Origin of the sequence: Bacillus sp. FSL K6-0255, assembly GCF_045040725.1 — a bacterium.
GTDB lineage: Bacteria > Bacillota > Bacilli > Bacillales > Bacillaceae > Bacillus > Bacillus subtilis.
Genome location: NZ_CP150278.1, coordinates 3,383,855 through 3,407,301 on the forward strand (window position 1 = coordinate 3,383,855; position 23,447 = coordinate 3,407,301).

Below are 23,447 nucleotides of genomic sequence, written 5' to 3' on the forward strand. Positions count from 1 at the left end.
AGACTTAGTAAGCGGTTTCATTCTATAGAAAAAAGAATCCGCCCATATCGAGCGGAGCATCAGCCTAATGTGTGTTTACGATAATTCTCACTTCATACTTTTCCATCGTCAGGTCGCCTGACAATATGTCTCCTGTCATCATGTCCTTCACACTCTGGTCAAACGTGACCAGCTGTTTTTCTTCCGTGAAATTCATGACAAAAATATAATCATTGTCCTGATCCTGCCTCGCTTGTACGGAGACGCCTTTTCCGTGCCGAACCGGAAAAACTGGAGAAAGAGACAGGTCTGTGATCAGACCCTCATAGAAATCACGCTGAAATTGATCCTCCAAACGCGCGCCGATAAAATACGCCTTGCCCTGCTGATACTCATGGCTTGTGACCGCTGGCGTGCGCGCATAAAAATCTTCTTGATACACTGCTTCCACTGAAGCTGTCTTTACATCAATCACGGTTGCATAATCCTTCATTTCATATATTTGGCTGCGATAGCTGACAGCGTTTCGATCCTTCGGATACAGGGTGTCCGTTTCAAGAGGCTCAACTCCAAATATAGCTTGAAGGTCCGGATGCCATCCGCCTGTGTATGTTAAGTCATGCTCATTCACAACCCCGCTGATATACGTCATGACTAAGGTGCCGCCGTCAGCCGTAAACGCTTTTAAACGGGAAATGGTGTCCTCGCTGATTAAATACAGCATCGGGACGATCAGCAGTTTATATGGTGAAAAGTCTTGTTCTTTCGTAATGACGTCGACAGGGATATCGTGTTCCCAGAATGTGCGGTAATGCTGCTGAAGCGTTTGCGGATAACGTTTTGTCGCCTTCGCAAACCCCTGAGCATCCTCGAACGCCCAATGATTTTCCCAGTCATATAAAATCGCGGTTTGAGCCGGCCTCTTCGTTCCGACAACTTCGGACAGCCGTTCCAATGTCTCGCCTACCTTGGCCACTTCTTGAAAGACGCGGTTCTTTGGGCTATTGTCATGATCCACAACCGCTCCGTGTAATTTTTCTGATGACCCCCGTGATTTGCGGTATTGGAAATAGAGTACGCTGTCCGAGCCGTGGGCAATCATTTGCATGGATGACAGCAGATTCATGCCCGGGCGCTTTGCCTTGTTGACGTTATGCCAATTGACCGCGCTTGGCGTACACTCCATTAATAAGAAAGACTGCTGCTTCAAGCTTCGGTACAGATCGTTGATAAAACCGACCTTCATCGCCAAATCAGCTGTGCTTTCCCAGTCATTGTGCCAGACAGGATAAGCGTCCCAGCTGATGACATCGACATGCTTTGCAAATTTGCTGTAGTCGAGGCCCTGATACGGGATCAAATCCGGTGTGTCAGCCATAAAATTCGTTGTGATAGGGATATCAGGCGTCAATTCTTTCAGCGGAATGATTTCATTTTTATAAAACGAAATCGTTTGATCGGTGACGAACCGGCGCCAATCTAAATTCAGGCCATGCAAGCCATTTTCACCGATCGGCGAAGGGCTTTCAATTTGTGACCAGTCATTGAACGTATGGCTCCAAAAAGGGGTCCACCACGCCTGGTTCAATGCCTTGAGGCTGTTGTCATATTTCGATTTCAGCCACTCCCGAAAAGCATGCTGGCATAGATCACAGTGGCAATCTCCCCCGTATTCGTTTGAAATGTGCCACATTAACAGCCCCGGGTGATTTCCGTATCGTTCTGCTAATAAGCGGTTGATGTGCCGTGTCTTTTCTCGGTAGACTTTAGATGTGAGGCAGTGGTTGTGCCTTCCGCCGTGCAGCTGTTTGACGCGGGAGGCATTGACGCGCAAAACTTCCGGATAGGTTTGCGACAGCCAGGCCGGACGGGCTCCGCTCGGCGTTGCTAATATGACCCGGCCGCCTATACTGTGAATCCGCTCAAAAATATCATCCAGCCATTCAAATTGATATACGCCCTCCTCCGGCTCAAGTGCGCTCCATGCAAAAATACCGACAGAAAACGTATTCGTATGAGAAAGCTTCATCAGTTTGATATCGTCAGCTAAAATATCGGGCCGATCCAGCCACTGATCGGGGTTGTAGTCTCCCCCATGGAGCATAAATTTCGCTTTTGTTACGTGCGTTTTTTCAAGCTTTGACATCACATTCTCCTCCTTTTTCTCTTAGCCCTTCGTTCCGCCTGCGGTTAGTCCGGACACAAAATTCTTTTGCAGCATGATAAAGATGATGGCCACCGGTATGCTGATAAGCAGGGCTCCGGCCGCAAATGTCGTATAGCTGGCCCCCATGACATCATTCACTAAATTGAATAGACCGACGGGCAATGTATATGATTCAGGCGTTCTCAATATGGTTGAGGACAGCACAAAATCTCCGAGCGGACCGGTAAAGCCGTTCATGGCCACGACTGCCGCCATCGGTTTTGATAATGGCAGAATGATCTGGAAGAAAATTCTGGTGCTGCTGGCTCCGTCAATCTTGGCGCTTTCGTCTAAATCCATCGGAATGGAATCCATGTACCCTTTCATCAAATACGTATTCATCGGGATCAGGCCGCCGATATAAAGCAAGATTAGCAGCCAATGGCTATTGATCATTCCCAAGATTTGCGCCAGCACAAACAAGGCAATTAAAGCTGAAAACTGAGGAATCATCTGCAGCAATAAAAAGAGCGTTAAAGCGTATTTCCTGCCTTTGAAGCGAAAACGCGAAAACGCATAGGCTGTAAATGTCACACAGAGCAAAGACCCTGCCATTGTAAACAGGCTGATCTTCATTGAGTTGACATACCACTGCACATATTGAAGGCTTTCTTTGCCCGCAAATAATTCCTTGTAATGGTCGAATGTCGGATGCTTCGGAATGATGGATGTACTGATTAAGCTGTTGCCGGGATTAAAGCTTGCGCCTGCCGTCCAAAGGAGAGGATAAACAATGATGACCGCCATAAAGGCTAGCAACAAGTAAGAGAAAAGGAGACGGATATATTTTCTGACTTTCATATCTGCCAGCATACCTTATGCCCCCTCTTTAAAAGACTTTGTCTGTCTGAATTGCCACAATGCGATGGAGATAACAAATACAGATAATAAAATGGTTAAAGCCGCAGCAAGAGAATATTGACTGGACTGCATTGTCAATTTATAAATCCATGAAACGAGGATATCTGTCCCGCCGGCTGTTGATCCGGTTACAGCCGGACCTCCGCCATTGAATAGATAGATAATATTAAAGTTATTAAAATTAAACGTAAACTGGGTAATGATAATCGGAGCCATTGCAATGAACACCATTGGAAGCGTGATGTATCTCAACTTTGAAAAGACAGAAGCGCCATCAATCGTAGCTGCTTCATACAGATCGTCCGGGATGGATTGCAATACGCCTGTTGAGACGAGAAAGATGTACGGAAATCCAAGCCAGCCCTGCATGAGAATCAACGCAAGCCTCGACCAATTGGCATCTGTCATCCACGGAAGCGGATCTATCCCGAAGAAAGCCAAGATATCGTGATTCATCGCACCGAAGCTATCATTAAACAGTCCCGCAAAAATTAAAATCGTCACAAAACCGGGAACGGCCCATGGCAAAATCAGAATGGTCCGAAAAAAACGTTTAAACCGAAGGTCTTTCTGGTTAACAATGATCGCGAGAAAAATCCCCAAGCTGACTTGCAGTGTGGATGCAGCAAGTGTCCAAACCACCGTCCAAGCCAGTACATCAAAAAAAGTCGACCTCCAAATATCAACTGTGAAAATATTTGCGAACGTTTGAAAACCGACCCAATCAATTAATTTTGCAGGAGGAGAATGATACAAATCATAGTTTGTAAACGCTAATGCAAAGCTGAATAAGATAGGAAAGATCACGGCGAAAATTAAAATAAACAAAGATGGGCCGCTGACGACATAAGGATAGCCCTCAGAAATGATATGTTGGTATTGTTCCTTTAAGGAACTTAATGGCTTATTTTCATCACGCTGTTTTCCGCTTTGGAACGCATCGCGAAGATTCACATAATACACCGCAAGGCCAAAGCAGGTCACGATGACAGCAATAATTCCTTCCGCCAGCAGAAAAACGGAATTATCCCGCGGCACTTCTGTTCCCAGTGTAAAGATTCCCCAAAACCCCATATTGAGCAAATTCCCAAAGACCGCAAAAAACGATGCGCCTAAGAAAAGAAAGACAATACCTTTTATCCATTGCTTGTTATAAAATTGCCCGAGTCCCGGAATGATAGAAAGCAACAAAGCGACTTGACGATGCTGCACCGTTTTCACCTCTCTTACAATACAAATCTAGCTTTCTCTTTATTTTCCGCTGTGCTTTGCCTTAATTTGTCCTTTGGCGGTTTCAGCGGCTTGATCCAATGCTTGTTTCGGATCCGCCTTCCCTGTGGCAACCGTCTGTAATGCTGAATCAGCCGGCGTCCATATTTCATTCATTTCCGGAATATTTGGTGTTGGCTCTGAGAAACGGGATTGTTCAGTAACTGCCCGTGCCGCCTCGCTTTTCATAATAGCCGGGTCATTGGCTAGGGATTTCACAGCAGGAACTTCTTTCGTCTCTTCATATCGTGTTTTAGAATTTTTTTCATTTGCCAGGAAAACGGCTAATTCTTGCGCCAGCTCTGCATTCTTTGAAAATGCACTGACGTTGTAGCTTTTGACGCCGATAAAGGAGCTCATGTTTTTCCCATTTTCCAGCTTCGGCAGTTTCGTAATGCCATAATTGATTCCTGCATTCGAAAAGGCTTCTACATTCCATGGACCAGAAATAATTGCGGCGGCTTTTCCTTCTGTGAACAGCGATTCCAACACGTTAATCCCTTGTTCTCCAATAATGCCAGCCGGGAACAGGCCATCTTTGTAAAACTTCTGAATCAGCGCCGCACCTTTGACAGCTCCTTCATTATTGATTCCAATGTCTGACGGGTTATAGCTCCCATCTTTGGCCTTTCCAAAAATGTATCCGCCATATCCGCTCATCACACTTTCTGCATAATAAATTTGATCGAATAGGGCTAAAAAGCCAAATTTGCTGCCGTCAGCAGTCTTTTTGGAATAGTCGTACCACTCTTCCAGCGTTTTGGGCAATTCCTTTTCTGTGATGAGATCTTTGTTGTAAAAAAGCACAGTCGTTTCGACCGCTTTTGGCAGTCCATAAAGCTTTTGATCTACCATTTGAGACTGAATGGAAGCGTCAGTATAAAGTGATTGAACGTCTTTTTTGACATGTAATTCCTTGAGTAATCCTTCCGTGACAGCGGTTCCGATTTGGTCCCCTGGCATTGTTAACACGTCAGGGCCTGTGCCGGCCGGTCCATCCATTCGCAAATCTTCAATCTGCTTGGCATACGGTTTTTCAACGACTTTGACCTTCACATCATGCTCTTTTTCAAATGCAGCCACAGCGTCTTTAATGCCGTTGCTCTTTTCTTTATCCTCCCATACAACAAGCTCTGACCCTTTTGAACTCGATTTGGCGCTGCTGCTTTCCTTTGGGCCGCAAGCCGCCAAGGATAAACTGACAGCTGCGCAGAGCATGAATACGGAACACTTTTTTGCCATTTTCATTGATTGTCACCCTTTCGGTAGGAATGAAAGCGCTTTAAAGATAATATAGCATGCCTGAGAAAATGTGTAAACAAACTATTTACTTCATAGAGTAAATTTTTTTACCTAAATAAAAAATGACTTAGTGTCCTAAGTCATCCTTAATTCATACTCTTCCTGACGATTAATTCTGCGCCCACATATAATGTTTTTACCGTTCTTCTCTTGTCCTGCACTTGTTCAAGCAGTAATTGAACAGCATTTTTACATAATTCATGTATATCAATATGAAACGTCGTCAGAGGAGGCGAGACATACTTCGCGAAGCTGATGTTGTTGATACTTACAATGCTTACCCTGTTTGGTATGGCAATTCCTTTTTCGTTCAGGGCTTGCAGACAGCCCACTGCAATCGGGTCCGCTGCAATCATAAAAGCAGTCGGAAGCTGATCGCCTAATGTATCGATCGCTGCTGACATCAGGCGGTAGCCGTTTTCTACAGAGAATCCGCGATGACAGAAAATATAGCGCTCGTCCAGCATGGCTTTTTCCCTCATATAGGATCTGAAGGTTTGTTCACGGATGTCCATTTCATCCTGATTGGTATTCGGATTTTTGTATGTGCCGCCGATAAAACCGATGCTCTTATGCCCCTTCTCAGTCAGGATGTTTACCGTCTTCCTTGTCATTTGTGCCAAATCGGGCCTTACCGAGTCAAAATGATCGGGATCAGGAGTTGAATCGATGAACACGCCGTTTTCAGTGAGATTTCTGAGGAAAGCCAGCTCTTCATCTGAAAATGTGCCGACGGCAATAAATCCTTCCGTATGTTCAGGAATGCTCTCGATTCCATCCGCTATTTTATAAGTGGTCATATCGACATTGAATGCTTTCGCCAGTTTCTCTACTTCTAATCTCATCGTTTTAAAATAGACATCTTCTAATTCTTCTTTATCTGTCAGCCAATATAAAAACGCAATATGTTTCACCAGCGGCCTTACTGTTTTTTTGCGGTAATTAAGCTTTTCCGCCGCTTCATAGATTTTCTCCCGTGTTTCATCAGGAACAGAAAGGCTTTCATCGTTATTTAAAACGCGGGAAACGGTTGAGATTGAAAATCCCGCTTCCTGCGCGATATCTTTAATTGTCGCCATTGCATCTGCCTCCATTATTCAGCTCGCATTGTTTTAGTAAAATATTTTACTTTCTTTTTCGCAAATGTCAAGTGCACAAAGCCCTCTGGCTGCCTCATGTAAAAAGACTGAACCATTTGCGGCTCAGTCTCAGTTGTTCGTATCATTCGGAACCGCGGAATTGCCCGGGAAATGAGTTGGTTATTGCACATTTTCCTCGAAATATCCCGAAAGCACATCTTCCACATTCGTCAAATGCGCCAGCATGGCGGCTTCCGCCTCTGCACCGTTCCCGGCAGCCACAGCATTGTAAATCCGTTCGTGCTCCTCATACAGCCGCTGAACGGAGGTCTTCTTGGAAAACAGCCAGATTTTCCTCGTTTCCCTCATTGTTTCCAGCAGCAATGATGACACGTGATTCATCAAGTGTTTAAGAAGTTCATTTTGAGAAGCGTCCGCAAGCGCAAGATGAAATGCAAAGTCTGCTTTCTCTCCCAGCTCCCCGTCCGCTTCAATGCTGCCCATTTCCTTTAGTGCATCATGAATTCTTTCGAGATCTGCTTCTGTCCTTTTTTCAGCCGCTAGTGAAGCTACGCCGATTTCAAGCAGTTTTCTGACCTCGAGCAGCTGCTTGACGTCCTCTTTTTTCATCAGAAGGGCGGCTGAGAGCGGCTGAGAAATTTGATTGAGCTCAAATTCCTTCAGATACGTGCCTTCTCCCTGTTTCATTTCGACAAGCCCCATCGCTTTTAGCGCAGAAAGTGCTTCGCGAACCGCTGAACGGCTGACTTGAAAGCTCTCAGCAAGCGCCTGAACAGAGTCCAGTTTATCCCCCGGCTTCAATTCGCCGTTTTTGATCATATCTAATAGGGCATCCGCTACTTCTTCATATATTTTTTTTGTTTTAATCTGTTTATATTTCAATGCAATTCACCCCGTAACTTGTAGGTCTGGCTGTTTACGATCTATTATACTCTGTTTTGTGGGCCGCCAAAAGATTTTGACTATTTTGTCAAAAAGTCTTGTACTTTGATTTTTTTCAAAATATAATGCTAGGTAACTGGTCTTATTACCCAGTCATCAGATGATCATATCATCTATAGAAACCGCTTACATATAGCGCCAGTTTATGTTTCAAGGAGGGGTTTGGGATGCAATGGACACAGGCATATACGCCTATAGGGGGAAATTTGCTATTATCAGCGCTTGCCGCACTTGTACCGATTATTTTCTTTTTTTGGGCACTCGCGATTAAACGGATGAAGGGGTATACAGCAGGCTTGGCCACATTGGGGATCGCCCTTATCATTGCTGTATTGGTTTATCGTATGCCGGCGGAAAAAGCGCTGATGTCCGCGACACAAGGAGCCGTATACGGATTGTTGCCGATCGGCTGGATCATTGTGACGTCTGTTTTTTTGTATAAAATCACTGTGAAAACGGGACAGTTTGATATCATTCGCAGCTCTGTTCTCTCGATTACTGATGACCGACGGCTTCAAGCTCTCTTGATCGCTTTTTCATTCGGGGCTTTTTTAGAAGGGGCAGCAGGCTTCGGAGCGCCGGTCGCCATTTCTGCCGCGCTGCTGGTCGGTCTCGGCTTTAATCCTCTTTATGCTGCGGGGATCTGTTTGATCGCCAATACGGCGCCGGTTGCCTTTGGGGCGATTGGGATTCCAATTACAGCCGTAGAAGGGCCGACAGGGATTCCGGCGATGGAGATTTCGCAAATGGTCGGGCGGCAGCTGCCGTTTTTATCCGTATTTATTCCTCTTTATTTAATCATCATCATGAGCGGTTTCAGGAAAGCCTTGGAGGTCTGGCCGGCGATTCTCGTATCCGGTGTTTCCTTTGCCGTTGTTCAATATCTCAGTTCCAATTTTTTAGGACCTGAGCTGCCCGATGTTTTGTCAGCTCTTGTTTCAATGGCTGCACTTGCTGTGTTTTTGAAATGGTGGAAGCCGAAAACAACATTCCGGTTTGCCGGTGAACAAGAGTCGGCCGCCTCAATTGAAACGGCGCGCACAAATCCGGCGGCGCCTGCATACAGTGGCGGACAGATTTTTAAGGCTTGGTCGCCATTTCTGCTGCTGACAGCGATGATTTCCGTATGGGGCATTCCATCTGTCAAATCTGCACTGACCGGGCATTATGAAGGCTCTGCGGTGTTCTTGAAGTGGCTCAATGCAGTTGGAGAAAAACTGACTTTTGCCCCCGGGGTGCCTTTTTTGAACAATCAGATTGTCAATGCTGACGGTACGCCGATTGAGGCGGTTTACAAGCTTGAGGTGCTTGGTTCAGCCGGCACCGCGATATTGATTGCCGCAGTGCTGTCAAAGTTCATCACGGCGATTTCGTGGAAAGACTGGGGAACCGTTTTTAAAGAAACAGTCCAAGAATTGAAGCTTCCGATTTTGACCATTGCTTCTGTCGTTGGTTTTGCCTATGTCACCAACTCCTCGGGAATGAGCACGACACTCGGGATGACACTCGCGCTGACAGGTTCGATGTTTACCTTCTTTTCGCCCGTCCTCGGCTGGCTCGGCGTCTTCATTACCGGCTCGGATACTTCCGCCAACCTGCTGTTCGGCAACCTGCAGAAAGTCACCGCGTTATCGGTCGGTATGGACCCTGTTCTGTCTGTCGCCGCCAACTCTTCAGGCGGTGTCACAGGAAAAATGATTTCGCCGCAGTCGATAGCGGTGGCGTGCGCCGCGGTAGGACTCGCCGGAAAGGAGTCAGATCTTTTCCGCTTTACCATTAAACACAGTCTGTTTTTGCTGCTGCTCGTTTGTATCATCACCTTTTTGCAGCATCACGTATTCAGCTGGATGATTCCTTAAAAAAATCCTCCCGTCTAGGGAGGATTTTATTTATATCGCTTTCTCGCTGCCGATGAAGGAATATTCATTTGATCGCGATATTTTGCCACGGTGCGTCTCGAGATTTGGATGCCGTGTTGTTCATACAGCAAATCGACAAGCTTTTGATCTGAAAGCGGTTTTGTTTTGTCCTCTTGATTGATCAGGTCTTCAAGATGCATTTTGACTGCATAATTCGACGCATCTCCCTCTCCTGAAGCCTCGGCTTTTGCTGAGAAAAAGAGTTTCATCTCAAACAGCCCGTAAGGCGTTTGTATTGTTTTCCCTTTAATGGCCCGGCTCACAGTTGATTCATGAAGGCTTAGACAGTCCGCCACCTCTCTGAGAGTCAGCGGCTTCATTGCGCTTCGCCCTTTCAGAAAGAAATCCTTTTGGCGTGTGATCAGTTCATTGATAATTCTCGTGATTGTCTGTTTTCGCTGCCGCAGCGCGCGGCTCAGCCAGCGCCACTCCTGATATTTCGCAGATAAATAGGAGACAGTATCCTGACAGGAGCCGGATGATAAAAGCGTTCTGTACTGCGGATGCAGATCGATCTCGGGAAACGAGCGGGTATTCAGTTCCGCTGCAATGTGCCCGTTTTTTACGGTGATAAAAATGTCAGGCTCAATATACACATCTTGCTCTGGCCGGGCAAACAGAAGGCCAGGTCTAGGATGAAGAGCCGCGATATCATCTGAGATATCTTGAATGGTATGAAGCGGAATTCCCGTCTCTACTGAAAGCGCTTTCCATTTTTTTTGCGCAAAAGCATCAAAATGAGCTGAAATCAGCATTTCCGCTTGTTCATTTCTGTTCGGCAGCCGCTGTAATTGAAGAAGGATGCATTCCTGCAAAGATCTCGCACCGATTCCAGCCGGTTCTAATGACTGGAGTTTTGCCAAAACAGCCTCCGTTTCCTTAGCCGATACAGATAGGCGCCGTGCTGCCTCCTCCACATCTTCTTCCAAGTACCCGTTTGAATCAAGCGAATGAATCAGATAATTAAAAATCTTTTTTTCAGTGTTGGTCAGATTCATATCGAGTGACTGCTGTTTTAACGCATCCTGCAATGTTTTTTGCGGATCACTTAATTGAAGGCCCGCTTCCTGTGCATTCATCCTGTTTTTGTTTGTTTTATGGTAAGATAGTGGCGGTGTGTCTGTTTCCTTTCGTTCAATAAGAGGGTTTTCCAGTGAGAGCTCATCAATGTACTCGGCGAGTTCTGCCGAATGATAGCCAAGCAGTGTGATGGCCTGCCTGAGCTCCTGTGTCAGTTGAGGCTTTAATACTTGTACTTGCTGAAGTTTCATATCCATCTTGCTCACTCCCCTTTCTTCATTGTACATGATTGAGATCACACCGTATACATTTATGAAAAAGGAGCTGCCAAAGAAATGTCTGAACTTTTTTCCGTCCCTTATTTTATTGAGAATTTAAAACAGCATATTGAAATGAATCAGTCTGAGGATAAAATCCACGCGATGAACAGCTACTACCGTTCCGTCGTCTCAACACTAGTGCAGGACCAGCTGACGAAAAACGCAGTTGTCCTGAAACGGATTCAGCATTTAGATGAAGCATACAACAAAGTCAAACGTGGAGAATCAAAATAAACCTTCCGCTCACATGTGAGCAGGAAGGTTTTCCTTCTTTGAGGCGTGCTGGATGAGACGGGTGCTTGGCACGCCTTCCATCCAGGTATGAAAGTAATTGGCGTTTTTCCCGTAGGAATTATCAATGACCGTGTTTTCTTTTTGAAGAAGAGAAGACAGGATGTGGCCGTGCAGCCTTGACGTTTCCACCGATTCGTAACGGCTGAAAAACCGAATCGCTTTTTGGACGATATAATCCGAGTATTTTCCCCATATATACGCAATGGGCAAAGGGTTGCCTGCTTTTTTATTCAGGAAGTTCAGCGTTTGCAGAAAAGCAATCGTCCGGCGGTCTGAAGCTGACAGCACCGTGCGCCAGTCGTAGCTTTCCGCTTCTGTGTGTTCCTGAAGCGCCTGGTTTGCTTCATGATCTGTTCGGATAAATCTCAGCTTTTGATTGGACGGCTGCTGCGTGGGAATGACGGGAAACAGCTGATGAGCCATATCAGGCAGAAGCTGAATGTGATTTGTTGTAAAATAGGCCTGTGCCGTAGCATAGGAGGCTTTTTCCCTTGTCATGATGTGAAGGTTCGCATGCTTAGAAAATATCTCTGCCGTCCGTTTGAGGTTGTCTTTGTTTTGAAAATAAATCGATTGCGGCAGGATCACAATTTTGTGGTTCGGATAGGTTTGAACGATTTTCTCTCTAAAGCCTTGATAGTACGGATACAGATCCCCGAAGTTTCCGCCTCCCTGGCAGACGATGATGAGATTCGGATCAAGCTTTCGCCCGATTGGGAAATTGTCAGGATTCCAGCGTTTTCTGACCCGAATCCCGTGTTCTTTAAAGAAGGCTTCTGTTCCTTTCATAATAAATAAATCCCCTACATTCCCATATAGAGGATAGTCAGCATATATAATCTCTGATTGTTTCGGAATGACGTCGAGCAGCCCGGACAGTTTCTGTTTCAGGCTGATCATCGAATGCTTGCTGTCCATTTCTTCACCTCGGCAGTTTGGAATAAGTGCAGTAGCACTTCAATGACCCGGCCTTGCTCATCTTCTGTCATATTGGACCCCGATGGGAGACAGATTCCTCGCTTGAACAAATCTTCGCATACGCTTCCTGTATCTTCATGAGAATAAAATAAAGCCGGATTGAACAGCGGCTGGGTATGGAGCGGCTTCCACAGCGGACGGGCTTCAATGTTTTCTTCAGCAAGACGTTGAACTATGTCATATGGGCTGAGCCCGTTATCAAGTGTGAGCGTGGTGAGCCAGCGATTGGATACGCCTGCTGCGTACTCTGGCATAAAGCGGACGCCGTCTAAGTGACCGAGCGCATTTTTGTATCTCGTGAAAATGGTCCTTCTTTTCTCCACTCGCTCATCCAGCACCTCAAGCTGGGCAATGCCGACGCCGGCTAAGATATTGCTCAGCCTGTAATTATGTCCAATTTGACTGTGCTGATAATGAACAGCCGGCTCTCGTGCCTGCGAAGCGAGAAATCTTGCTTTTTCAATTGCGGCTTCATCATTTGAAACGAGCATCCCTCCCCCTGATGTGGTAATGATTTTGTTCCCGTTAAATGAAAAAATGCCGAAGCGCCCGAATGTTCCGCTTTGCTTCCCTTTATAGACTGTTCCGAGAGATTCGGCTGCGTCCTCAATGACAGGAACTCCGTATGCATCGCACAGGCTTACGATTTCATCCATTTTCGCGCTCTGCCCATATAGATTGACGGCAATAACCGCTTTTGGCAGTGTTCCATTTCTTTTCGCTTCCTCCAATGCTCTTTCAAGGGCTGTCGGCGACATATTCCACGTATCAGGCTCAGAATCAATAAAAACGGGCACCGCTTTTTCATATAAAATCGGATTGGCGGTTGCTACAAATGTGAAGGACTGGCAAAACACGCTGTCACCTTCTTTTACCTCAAGCAAACGCAGGGCGAGATGAATCGCCGCCGTTCCTGAGCCGACCGCAGCTGCTGCTTTTACACCGACTCGTTCTGCCAGCTGTTCTTCAAATGAATTCACGAGCGGCCCAAGCGGCGCGATCCAGTTTGAGCGAAAGGCTTCTGAAATATAGTGCTGCTCCCTGCCGCTCATATGAGGGGGAGATAAGTAGATTTTTTTATGCATAGAATCATCCTTTGTTTGATGTTTGAATGGAAGAAATGATGCGTGCCGGAGCACCGGCCGCCGTTACCCTGTCCGGTATGGGATGGATCACCGCGGAGCCGGCGCCGACAATGCTCCAAGCCCCGATTGTGATCTGCGGTATGACGGATGCACCAGTTCCGACGTGAGCGCCTTCCTGAACGGAAACCGCTCCTGACAGCGTGGCACGCGGGGACAGATGAACGTAATCGCTGATTTGATTGTCGTGCTCTGCCACTGCACCCGTATTGATGATGCAATGAGCGCCGATGCGCGCATCCGCCTGAATGATCGCGCCCGCCATAATCACTGTCCCTTCCCCGATGACAGCCGACTTGCTGACGATGGCTGACGGGTGAATCAATGTAATAAAATCATCTTTCCTCAGTCCCAGTCGCTCCGCCAGCTGTTTTCTGACACTGTTCTTCCCAACAGCAATCAGAAACAGCACATCAGGAATGAGCCTGCGCAGTTCAGTAACGGCTTCCGGCGGTCCTGTGTACCATTCTTTTCCGCCTTCGAACGTTTTGAATTTATCATCCAGCACCGCGGCTAAGCGCGTATCTGAGCGGGCGTTTATCAGCTCTCTGATCACCTTTCCGTGTCCGCCGTCACCCACAATGGCCACGTTTTTCATGAGGACACATCTCCGCTTCCGGTAAACCGTTCTGCGGTCACATGATTGGTTTGCTGAATCCCTTCTGAAACAAGGACCTTTCGCACCGTCAAACATAAAATTTTCAAATCGAGAAAAAATGACCGGTTGTCAACGTACCATACATCTAATTCAAATTTCTTTTCCCAGGAAATCGCGTTTCTGCCATTGATTTGCGCCCAGCCTGTGATACCCGGCTTCACCTCATGGCGCCGTGCCTGTTTTTCTGTATAAAGAGGCAGATAGTCCATCAAAAGCGGCCGTGGCCCGACAAGGCTAAGATCGCCCTTCAGGACATTCAGGAGCTGCGGAAGCTCATCAATGCTCAGCTTTCTGATCAGCCTGCCCGTTTTCGTCAGCCGGACTTCATCTGGCAGCAGATTTCCCTCACTGTCCCGTTCATCCGTCATTGTCCGGAACTTATATAGGGTGAACGGTTTGCCGTGCAGGCCTGGCCTTACTTGCTTAAAGAAGACAGGTGATCCTATTTTCAGCCTGACAACGGCGATGGTGAACAGAATGATCACACTCGTACAGCACAACAAAAAAATGGCGGCCGTCAGATCAAAAAGTCGTTTCAGGATCAAAGATTCACAGCTCCTTTCGTTTTTCGAAACCGTTTTAATACCAGCTGTCTTTCCTCTTTTGTACAAACGAGCATAAAAGCGAAAACAGCGTAGAAAAAGCTGACTGTCACTCCCGTCGCTATCAATGACGGCCAGCTGTCAATCTTCACAATGAACTGAATTGCCTTACAGACCGTCCAGGCAAATACAGCGGCTGAAAGAGGCCCGATTATGCCTTTAAAGAACACGTGCTTTTTGTAGCCTGTAATGCGGGATACGTAAAGCGGCGTAAAGATGGCATTTTTTAAAATAAGAGAAATGGCCCCTGCCAATGTTATGCCGTACAGACCGAGATGAGCCGGCCCGCTCAGCGTGACCGCCAGCACCACATTCACCGCACCTAACAGCAGGGTAACAATCGCCGGTGTTTTTTGTTGATTAAAAGCGGTCCATATATAAAACAGCGGCATAAAGGCGAGGCTGACAACCAAGTATCCGGCATGAATAAATAAAAGCGGTGCTATCGTTGAAAAGGACGGTCCGAGCCAGATTGTCAGAAAAGGTCCCGCCAATCCGCCCAATAAGGCAGCAGGAAGTGCAAGCAAAAGACCATTGAGCCTTACTGCCTTATTGGCGTAATTCATCAATCCTTCCATATCGCCTTTTGAATAATATGAAGTCATGATGGGCGCAAACAGGGATGCGACCGTTCCGGCCAAGCTGCGCAAAAGCAGCGGAAACTGGATAATCGCCGCGTATTTCCCGGATGCAGACGCCCCCAGCATCAAATTGGCGGTTAACAGATCAATCTGCAAAAAAAGCAGGACGCCGATTTGATTGACGGAGCTCCATGCGCCCGCTTGAAACAGCTCCTTGCTTGTACGGAATGAAAGATCCTTCATACGAAACGAAAACCACGGAATCAGCTTTTTGAAGAAATAGAAAGACAGCACAGACGCAATAACAGCACCAGCTAAAGCTGCAAGCTGGATCTGCCAGATTTTCGGCGCAAAGCATGCAAACAGGAGCAGCACAGACAGCACCCGTATAAGCATTTGCACCGCCTGAATGGAACTGGTGATATAAAGGCGGTTGGCATAAAATGGTGCAGCGCCGAAGCCCGCCATCAGAAACGTTAAAATAAACAGCAAACTGCCGATTAAAATCGACAAACGCACATCAGCCAAAAGCGCTTGCGGCACATTCATGACGCGGTCAATAAAAAAAGCCGAACCCGCAAGCGGCAGCAAGAGCAGCAATGAAATCAAAACAGAGGCCGCTAAATAATTGCTGATATACGCATTTGCTTTCTCCCGCTCTCCCCTGTGGGCAGCAACAGAAAAGAATCGAACGACAACCGAGCTGAGCGCCACGGTAATAATCGAAAAGTAATTAATCACATTTTGTGTCAAGTGAACAAAGCCAAACGCTTCCACACCGAGCGTTTTGACAATAAAAGGCGTCATCCAAACCGATAGGAAAACGGACAAGAGAAAAGCCGTGAGATTAGCGCTGAAGTTTATTGTGAATTTCATGCTTGCTTCGCACTGCCTTTCATTATCCCCCGATGCTCGAAAAACAGCTTGATGAGAAAAGTGAGCCGCCATTTACACAGTGCTAATACCAAGCGCTCTCCTCTTAATAATTTCTCATGCTGAAACGGTGTATGTCTGACAGCCTGCCGCACCATGTCATAGGATAAAATCTGTCTGATCTTCTTTTTGATGTCTTTCGGCGAATTCGGAGAAGCACAGGCATTTGCCAAAAGCATCGGAAGCTGGTGCCTGCAAATGTACACATTCAAATCTTCTTGGCATGCGCCTGCTAAGCCATAGTGATTGTAGAATGCGATTTTAGCTTGATATTGTTTTTGAAGATGTTCATCCATCGCCGGCTTATAAGGGATTTCTGTCAGGCTGTTCGGGTTTTCACGATAAATGTACAATCCTTCATCAAGCATTTTCACCCGCTCCGCTTCGCAAAAAGCGGACAAATTGAAGGGAGAGTCTTCAGCAAAACGGATGTCTTCAGCAAACAGCAGATTCGCCCTATCAAAAAGCTCACGGCGGTAAAGATAACGCCATACATACCAGATAAATCTCGTTTCGTGAGCATGTTTAAGCTGTTCAGTCATTTCTCGTTTTGTCAGCACGCGGTTTGCCTCAAGCTGCGGCGGCACATATGTCCGCCTGTCCGATGACTGTTTGTAAAAACCGCATCCGACGATGTCGAGCCGATTTTCCTCCGCTTCTTCAGCCAGCCTCTGGAACATGGCGGAAAATACATAATCGTCTCCGTCTACAAAGCCGATGTAAGTGCCCCGCGCGGCCTTTATTCCCGTATTTCGCGCTGAACTAAGCCCGCCGTTTGCCTGATGAATGACCCGGATTCTCGCATCCCGTTTTGCATAATCCTCTGCAATTTTGCCTGAACGATCCGGTGTTCCGTCATTCACGAGGATGATTTCAATATCAGAAAGCGTTTGACGAAGCAAAGAATCAATGCACTCCCCTATAAATGGTTCAACATTATACATCGGGACAATAATGCTGACGAGCGGGGTCATTGCGCTTCACCGCTGATTTTGTCACGCAGACCTTTAAAATACACATCTCTCGGAAAGCCTGCACGGGATGTTTCTTTTGTTAAAAGCTCATTGACTGCGGCTGTTACGCGCTCTGGCTCCGGATGTTCTATCAGCTTCATGAACGGGATGTCTTTAAGCCATTGATAGCCCTCCATCACCTTATGGTCAAAGGAGCGAATGACAACACACGGCGTTCCTGTCAGCGCGCAAAAAATCATGCCATGAAGCCTGTCAGTGACGACGGCTTCTGCGCTTTGCAGCTTAGACCACAGTGCTTCAAGTTCTTGTTCGCGTGTATCGCGGCTGACCCGGCGGCCGATCGTTGTCGTAAAGGATTTGATCTCGCCGAATTCCTCACATAGCGCAGCCTTGACCCGGTTCCTCTGGTCCTCCTGAAGCACGCTTTCCTGATCCTCGCGCAAACACATATAAACCCCTTCGCGTTCTGCGGGGGTCTTGCTTCTATCTAAATACAGCACCATGTCCGGCTGCTTCAAAATTGTTTTTTCTTGAAAATGCTGTTTCATAAATTGATACGTTGTTTCATCCCGCGCCATCAGCAACAGGCCGGGGTGCGCATTATAAATTTTCTGTGCCCGTTTCAGCTCTTTGCGCCCTTTTTTCGTGTCAGAAAAATGAGCCGTTGCCGGAAGCTGGACAACCCGATAGTCATGGAATGTTTTAATGATGAAGCGGCGCGTCCACTCCTCATAACGGTATAAATCCCCCATATTTCCGCCGCCGATGATAAAGACCATATCCTCCGGATGGCGCGAGCGGATCAGGTTTTTTGCTGATTTGTAAATGTCCTTCATATCGACCTCGACGATGTCAAAGTCCGGGTATTCTTGCTCAAGAAATGCCTTGCTGGCATAAGCAATTGCGTGATCTCCCAAATTGTCATGGGACGGCAGCAGGGTCAGTATGATTTTTTTCTGATGTGCTGCGGCCTTTACCGGTTGATCTGCCGCTCCCAGCCAATATTGGGACGGGTATTTGACCTTTAGCAGCAGCCATTCTGCAAAATTGATTTTCAACGATTGTAACGACATGTCCTCACCCTCTGTTTCTCATTTTGTACTCGATCACCCGCTGATACATAGCCGATGCCATAGCGACGAACGGAATCATTCTGTATTTCGCCATCAGAAGCAGGCATGACCGTTTTGCGTCAAAAGGAGCGGTACCCGTTTTTGAAAGACTTTCTTGAAACACCGGGTCCGCGCATATCACGCCAACATTTCTAAGCTTTTCAAACAGTCGGCGGCTGCCGCTCGTTTTCCATTCATTCAGCATGCAGATGCTGCTGTGAAGAACGATAAAGGTATCAAGCTCCTTGCGATACTCCTCCAGTTTGTTGTTCTCCTGTAAAAACGCCGCATTCGCCTCATACAGCGCAAGTCCTGATTCAAACAATTTTTTCTGATAGCGCTGCACAATGGAGGAAAGGTGAATTCGGTAATGATAGAGCGGCGTTTTTACGTAGGATACTGAGCGGGCGAAAAAATGAGCCCTGAAGCTGAAAAACTGATCCTCGACATGCTCCAGCTCGCCTCGGAGCGGAAACGACAGCCGATGGGCTTCAATCATGCTTCTTCTGTACAGTTTGTTCCATGAAAACCCTCTGACCTTCCCTTCGAATAATGCCTTGATATAGTGCTCCTTCGGCTGATCCTGATAGGTTTGGGCAATGTCTGAGTCCATGGTTTTGCCAGTGTCCTCAAACTCTGCGGCGTAATTGCAAATGACCAGATCAGTTTCATCGCCTGCTGCCCGGAGCATCTGCTCGCAATAATCAGGTTCGATCCAATCGTCTGAATCGATAAACGCGATAAATTCGCCGCGTGCCGCTTCAATGCCTTTATTCCGAACCGCACCGAGTCCCTGGTTTTCCTGATGAATCACCTTGAACCTGTTGTCCATTTTGGCGTATTCTTCTGCGATATCCGGGCTGGCGTCAGCTGAACCGTCATTGACAATGATGATTTCAATATTGTCCACTGTCTGGTTCCGCAGTGATTCGAGACACGTTCTGATATATGTTTCTGTGTTATAAACAGCGACTAACAGACTAACCGCAGGTGTTTCCATAATGACCGGCTCCTCGTGCATAAATTACCGGGAAAAAATCGTTCTGTAAGGCAGAACCGATGAATCAACCGGCATAAGCAAATAACTGTAAAGAAAATAACAAACAACGATAGCGATATAGATAAGGGCGTTCGATTTTTCATCAAATATCCTGACGAAATAAGGGACTAGGATCATTTGATACAGACCGAAATAAATATTGAATCTGGCAAAAATCACGTCCTTTGTGGCCAAAAGGCCGAACAAAAAACCAAGCAGGCACAAATTAACGACAATATCGATTTGCGGCCACAGACTCCGCAATCGTTCTTTATAGCAAAATGCAAGGAACAGCGGCAGAACCAAAACAGCGATTTTGATCACATTCATTCCATTTGTGTTCGTCATGAGCCATTTTTCATAATGGCTGTATGAGCTGTTTTCAAGTACAACGACAAACACAGAAATAAATTTTTGATATAAAAATGTCATGCCGAGAAATAAAGCGGATAGGCCGAATATCGCCGGTGACCAGGCTTTTCTTCTGACAATAAAGTACACTGGAATCATAATCAGCGCCGACGAATGAAAGAGCGAGCTGACCAGCACAATCAGGAAATATCGCTTCCAGTTCCCGCTGATGATATAACGGATCGCCCAAAACAAAGCAGCTGCGACCATGTATTGCCTGATGCCGTTAAAAGACGCGTAGTAATGAAAGGTTCCCAAAAACAAAAAGACACTCAGCTCAAACGGCCTGCCATAGTCGGCGAGTGTCTTCATAATAAAGCTGTAGGTCACGACCGCCACCGTAAAATACATGATTTGAGGATCTTCCGTGATGAAATTCATCAGCCAAAGGAGTGCGGTAAACCCCGGATCTGTCGCTGTTTTCGCTGTGCCGAAACCGAATATCTGCCACACATTTTGATAATCGCCCGCCAATTCGTACAGCAGCGTGTACGTCTGAAAATCCGTGCCGACTCGATAGCGGAGACCTGACACGAGCACAAGTGAAGCGAGCGGAATCCAGATCAAAAGCTTATTCGGCCGATACCCCGTGGCAAGCGAATCGTCACGGCCGCCGCACATTTTAGCGAACCAAGACCAAATAAATACAATCCCCATATTGACGGCATATACAATCATCGGTCATGGTCCTTTTCCGTGCTGATGTTGTATACATTCAGCAGCGCTCCTACATTTTGCTGTGCATCGTAGCCAAGTTGAGCGAGTGTTTCTTTGATGAACTCACGCTTCGGCCTGCCTGCGGCGGCCGCTCTTGCAATGGTTTCAGCCCAGACGCTGATCGACTCAGAAAGACTTAATCTTGTGACAAGCCCGAGACCGGCGTCGACTTTTTTTGTAATGCTGTCTGAAATGATGCATGGAAGCCCCGATGCCTGCGCTTCCACAAGCACAACCGGCAAGCCTTCGTACAGAGACGGCATGACAAATACATCGAATGTTCGCATCAGTTCATGGATCCGTTCTTCCGTGCCTAAAAAGAGGACGTCTGATAGTAAATTCTGCTGCCGCGCCTCCTCCTCTATCTCCCCGCGCAACGGCCCGTCTCCCGCCAGAACGAGCTGAAAGCGAACGCCTCTTTCCTTGAGATGTGCGGCAAGCTTCAGCAGGAACGCGTGGTTTTTCACTTCATGAAACCGGGCCACATGGCCAATGATGAGCCGGTCGGCTGCAATGCCGCGTGCTGCTTTTTCTTCATCAGCCGCCTGCCCATTTGGGGCGAACAACTCAAGGTCAATCCCGTTAGGAAGAAGGTGAACACGCTCCCGCTCCATATTGGACTGTCCAAATAAAAACCTGCCCGCATCCTCTCCGCAGGCACACAGCGCTGTCGCATTTGCCAAAATGAGCCGCCTGAACACGAGCAGCTGCAATCGATCCTTCCAGTTGAAGCCGGTCTTCCAAGACGTATTGTGGGAGTGGCATACCCTGACCGGCACTCCGGCGAGCCTTGCCGCAAGGGCGATAAAACCCGTTTGGAAATCCGTGTGCGCATGAACGGCGCTGAACGGCCCATTTTCTTTTATCGCGTTTCTCACATTCCTCACAAATGTAAGGGGATTGCTTTGCCCAATGCTCGGGACATAAAAAAGCCGCCCGCCTAAAGATAAAATCTCTTCATCATAAGCGCACGGATCATTTCGATACGTTAAAAAATCAAATTGCACTTTGCTTTTGTCCATCTTCCGATATAAATTCATTACCATGGTTTCCGCGCCGCCCCTGTTCATGCCGCTGAGAACATGGAGCACGCGCTTTTGGCTGCTATTCATGCTTGACAAGCCCTTCCTTTTGGTTCATCACTCTTTTTTTATGGTAGCGATTCATCACGGCTGGAGGCATAAAGGCGCGGATTAACGGTTTTGCGATATATATGTAATCAGATAAAGGAAGCTTCAAGCGTCTGCACGCCTGATAGACAAGGATGGCATTGTCAATTGAATACGTAAATGACCGCCGTTTGAATGCATCGCTGTCTTCCCTCACTTTATACAAGGCTTCCTGAAGATTATAGCCCCTGAAGCCCTCTTCAAAAAAGCGAAGCCACAAATCAATATCTTCCATTCGTCTCGTCCGCCGCACCGACCGGTAGCCTTTCAGCGTGCGGTAGGCACTCGCTCTCATCATAATCGTGCCATGGCAAAATGGGGTCCCTTTTGCCATGATGCCCGGCTCCGGAACAGAAGGCAGAATGCGGGCGCCTCTTACGCCAAATTCATCAAACACAAGCATGCCGGTGCCAACCACCTGATAATGTCGGTGCTTTTCTAAAAACGCGACCTGCTTTTCCAGACGGCGCGGAAACGAAAGGTCATCTCCATCCTGACGTGCGATATAATCGCCTGTCGCATGCGAAAGACAATGATTTAATGATGCGGCAAGCCGCTTATTTGTTTTGTTTTGAATCAGTTTGATGCGGTCGCTGTAATGAGCGGCATACTGCTTCGCGATGCGGAGCGTACCGTCTGTTGACGCATCATCGCACAAAATCAGCTCCCAATTTTTATAGGATTGGCTGAGTATGGATTCTATGCTTTCTGCCAATGTGCGTTCGCAATTATAAATGCCCATAATGACAGAAACTTTCGGTCCTGAGTTCATACGCTTTTCTCCTTTGTATCCATATCCATGTACGCGGAATAAATATCTGCCATTTCTTCCACCGTTCGCGCCTCCGAGAAGCGCAAGGCTGTTTTTCGGCCTTCCTGTCCCAGCTTTCGGCAGAGCTCCGGCTTATGGTAAAGCTGTTCAATCCGGCGGGCAAAAGCAGCACTGTCACCGATTTTGATCAGAAAACCGTTTTCTCCGTCGCGGATGATTTCCCGATGCCCGCGATTATCTGTGGCGATCGCCGGTTTTTCTGCCGCCATTCCCTCAAGCACATTCATACCGAGGCCTTCTCTAATGCTGGATGCGACAGATACATCCGCAAGCTGAATCAACTCATGTATGTCGCTGCAAAAGCCGTAAAAACAGACATTGGCGGAGGCACCAAGCTTTTCAGCTAACGTTTGATACGTATGTTCCATTGCCCCTTCCCCGGCAAACACAAGGCGGAGTGAGGGAATTTTTTCTTTTAGCAAGGCTGCGGCTTCAATTAACTGCTTCTGGTTTTTGTTCAGATTGAGCTCAGCCGGATAAACCAATATAAAATCATCTTCACGGAACCCGTGCTTTTCTCTGAGTCTTTGCTGCTCTATCGGACTGACAGGCCGGAAACGCTCGGTGTTGACGCCAATGCCGTGAATTTTCTGCGTCCTTCCGCCCGGCCTTTGAAGTCCTTTCGCCCGTATGTAATCCTCTTCATTAATCGTAATCAGGCAGTCTGTATATGCTGAAAGCCATTTCTCAACCGGATAGTAAAGAAGCCAATTTTTCATCGGTGCCCCTTTGCAGAAGTGAAATCCGTGCGCTGTGTACAGCACCTTTGTTCCGTGCCGCCGTGCCTGCCTCGCCGCCAGTCTGGCGAGAACGCCGCCGACCGGTGTATGGCAATGGACAATGTCGTATTCATAGGTGTCAATCACTTTCTTCAGCTGCCTATAAACGGCCAGGTTCTGAGGGTCAAAAGGTGACCTGCGAATCGAGATGGAGAATTTCTCATCCACATACGGCAGCTTGGTTTGTCCGTTCGCGGCGACATGAACCTCCCAGCCCATTTGCTTGAACCATTTAAAATAAGGGAGGTGAAAGGCCTTAAAATGATAATCAACAGTCGCGCAAAACAATATCTTTTTCGTCATTTTCA

21 protein-coding genes are annotated in these 23,447 nt (G+C 47.2%); 2 read left to right on the forward strand and 19 right to left on the reverse strand.

Annotation, left to right across the window (positions count from 1 at the left end; genetic code table 11):
• Positions 1-64 precede the first annotated feature (64 nt).
• The 6 genes from ganA to lutR all read right to left on the reverse strand — a co-directional run bounded on the left by ganA (position 65) and on the right by lutR (position 7,599).
• Entirely contained in the window at positions 65-2,128 is a 2,064-nt protein-coding gene (gene ganA / locus MHB62_RS17685; protein WP_080287631.1) for a beta-galactosidase GanA, read from the reverse strand.
• An 18-nt stretch (positions 2,129-2,146) separates the two neighbouring features.
• Entirely contained in the window at positions 2,147-2,998 is an 852-nt protein-coding gene (gene ganQ, locus MHB62_RS17690) for an arabinogalactan oligomer ABC transporter permease GanQ (RefSeq protein WP_015714737.1), read from the reverse strand.
• Between the two features lie 3 nt (positions 2,999-3,001).
• Positions 3,002-4,258 carry an arabinogalactan oligomer ABC transporter permease GanP gene (gene ganP / locus MHB62_RS17695; protein WP_029318377.1) on the reverse strand — a complete coding sequence of 419 codons (1,257 nt, stop codon included), beginning with the start codon at positions 4,256-4,258 and terminating at the stop codon, positions 3,002-3,004.
• A 39-nt stretch (positions 4,259-4,297) separates the two neighbouring features.
• Positions 4,298-5,563 carry an arabinogalactan oligomer ABC transporter substrate-binding protein GanS gene (ganS, locus tag MHB62_RS17700; protein WP_032722554.1) on the reverse strand — a complete coding sequence of 422 codons (1,266 nt, stop codon included), beginning with the start codon at positions 5,561-5,563 and terminating at the stop codon, positions 4,298-4,300.
• Between the two features lie 140 nt (positions 5,564-5,703).
• Positions 5,704-6,696, reverse strand: coding sequence for a galactan degradation operon transcriptional regulator GanR (ganR, locus tag MHB62_RS17705; RefSeq protein WP_003244199.1), 993 nt, complete (start codon positions 6,694-6,696; stop codon positions 5,704-5,706).
• A gap of 180 nt (positions 6,697-6,876) precedes the next feature.
• The gene (lutR, locus tag MHB62_RS17710; protein ID WP_015714739.1) at positions 6,877-7,599 is read right to left on the reverse strand and encodes an L-lactate utilization/bacilysin biosynthesis transcriptional regulator LutR; all 723 of its coding nucleotides are present in this window, start codon (positions 7,597-7,599) and stop codon (positions 6,877-6,879) included.
• 227 nt (positions 7,600-7,826) lie between these two features.
• On the opposite strand from lutR, the gene lutP reads away from it, so the two are divergent.
• Positions 7,827-9,518, forward strand: coding sequence for an L-lactate permease LutP (lutP, locus tag MHB62_RS17715; RefSeq protein ID WP_015714740.1), 1,692 nt, complete (start codon positions 7,827-7,829; stop codon positions 9,516-9,518).
• A gap of 26 nt (positions 9,519-9,544) precedes the next feature.
• Here the strand turns inward: lutP and rpoN are convergent, their stop codons facing one another.
• Complete coding sequence (rpoN, locus tag MHB62_RS17720; RefSeq protein WP_029725951.1) at positions 9,545-10,855, reverse strand: RNA polymerase factor sigma-54; 1,311 nt, start codon at positions 10,853-10,855, stop codon at positions 9,545-9,547.
• Positions 10,856-10,933: 78 nt separating this feature from the next.
• Here rpoN and yvfG point away from each other — a divergent pair, with 78 nt between their 5' ends.
• Positions 10,934-11,152 (forward strand): protein YvfG, encoded by a 219-nt coding sequence (gene yvfG / locus MHB62_RS17725; RefSeq protein WP_003219905.1) that lies wholly within the window; start codon positions 10,934-10,936, stop codon positions 11,150-11,152.
• A 9-nt stretch (positions 11,153-11,161) separates the two neighbouring features.
• On the opposite strand, the gene MHB62_RS17730 is transcribed toward yvfG, so the two are convergent.
• The 12 genes from MHB62_RS17730 to MHB62_RS17785 are packed head-to-tail and all read right to left on the reverse strand — an operon-like array spanning position 11,162 to position 23,442.
• Positions 11,162-12,130, reverse strand: coding sequence for a polysaccharide pyruvyl transferase family protein (locus MHB62_RS17730; RefSeq protein WP_032722556.1), 969 nt, complete (start codon positions 12,128-12,130; stop codon positions 11,162-11,164).
• Positions 12,109-13,275: a DegT/DnrJ/EryC1/StrS aminotransferase family protein gene (locus MHB62_RS17735; protein WP_029725953.1), complete on the reverse strand. Its 1,167-nt coding sequence runs from the start codon at positions 13,273-13,275 to the stop codon at positions 12,109-12,111. Before MHB62_RS17735 ends, MHB62_RS17730 begins: the two co-directional genes overlap by 22 nt.
• Before the next feature lie 4 nt (positions 13,276-13,279).
• Positions 13,280-13,930, reverse strand: a complete 651-nt coding sequence (locus MHB62_RS17740; RefSeq protein ID WP_032722557.1) for an acetyltransferase — start codon at positions 13,928-13,930, stop codon at positions 13,280-13,282.
• The gene (locus MHB62_RS17745; RefSeq protein WP_014480945.1) at positions 13,927-14,535 is read right to left on the reverse strand and encodes a sugar transferase; all 609 of its coding nucleotides are present in this window, start codon (positions 14,533-14,535) and stop codon (positions 13,927-13,929) included. Before MHB62_RS17745 ends, MHB62_RS17740 begins: the two co-directional genes overlap by 4 nt.
• Positions 14,532-16,049, reverse strand: coding sequence for an MATE family efflux transporter (locus MHB62_RS17750; RefSeq protein ID WP_029725955.1), 1,518 nt, complete (start codon positions 16,047-16,049; stop codon positions 14,532-14,534). The genes MHB62_RS17745 and MHB62_RS17750 overlap by 4 nt, the downstream gene beginning before the upstream one ends.
• Positions 16,046-17,080, reverse strand: a complete 1,035-nt coding sequence (locus MHB62_RS17755; protein ID WP_015714746.1) for a glycosyltransferase — start codon at positions 17,078-17,080, stop codon at positions 16,046-16,048. Before MHB62_RS17755 ends, MHB62_RS17750 begins: the two co-directional genes overlap by 4 nt.
• Positions 17,077-18,153, reverse strand: coding sequence for a polysaccharide pyruvyl transferase family protein (locus tag MHB62_RS17760; protein WP_015714747.1), 1,077 nt, complete (start codon positions 18,151-18,153; stop codon positions 17,077-17,079). The genes MHB62_RS17755 and MHB62_RS17760 overlap by 4 nt, the downstream gene beginning before the upstream one ends.
• Before the next feature lie 4 nt (positions 18,154-18,157).
• A complete protein-coding gene (locus MHB62_RS17765; RefSeq protein ID WP_015714748.1) occupies positions 18,158-19,192 on the reverse strand; it encodes a glycosyltransferase family 2 protein in 1,035 nt (344 codons plus the stop codon).
• A gap of 24 nt (positions 19,193-19,216) precedes the next feature.
• Positions 19,217-20,320 carry a biofilm exopolysaccharide biosynthesis protein EpsG gene (gene epsG / locus MHB62_RS17770; RefSeq protein WP_015714749.1) on the reverse strand — a complete coding sequence of 368 codons (1,104 nt, stop codon included), beginning with the start codon at positions 20,318-20,320 and terminating at the stop codon, positions 19,217-19,219.
• Complete coding sequence (locus MHB62_RS17775) at positions 20,317-21,471, reverse strand: glycosyltransferase family 1 protein (protein ID WP_032722559.1); 1,155 nt, start codon at positions 21,469-21,471, stop codon at positions 20,317-20,319. Before MHB62_RS17775 ends, epsG begins: the two co-directional genes overlap by 4 nt.
• Complete coding sequence (gene epsE, locus MHB62_RS17780) at positions 21,464-22,300, reverse strand: glycosyltransferase EpsE (protein ID WP_032722561.1); 837 nt, start codon at positions 22,298-22,300, stop codon at positions 21,464-21,466. Before epsE ends, MHB62_RS17775 begins: the two co-directional genes overlap by 8 nt.
• A complete protein-coding gene (locus tag MHB62_RS17785) occupies positions 22,297-23,442 on the reverse strand; it encodes a glycosyltransferase family 4 protein (protein WP_032722563.1) in 1,146 nt (381 codons plus the stop codon). The genes epsE and MHB62_RS17785 overlap by 4 nt, the downstream gene beginning before the upstream one ends.
• Between the last annotated feature and the right edge of the window lie 5 nt (positions 23,443-23,447).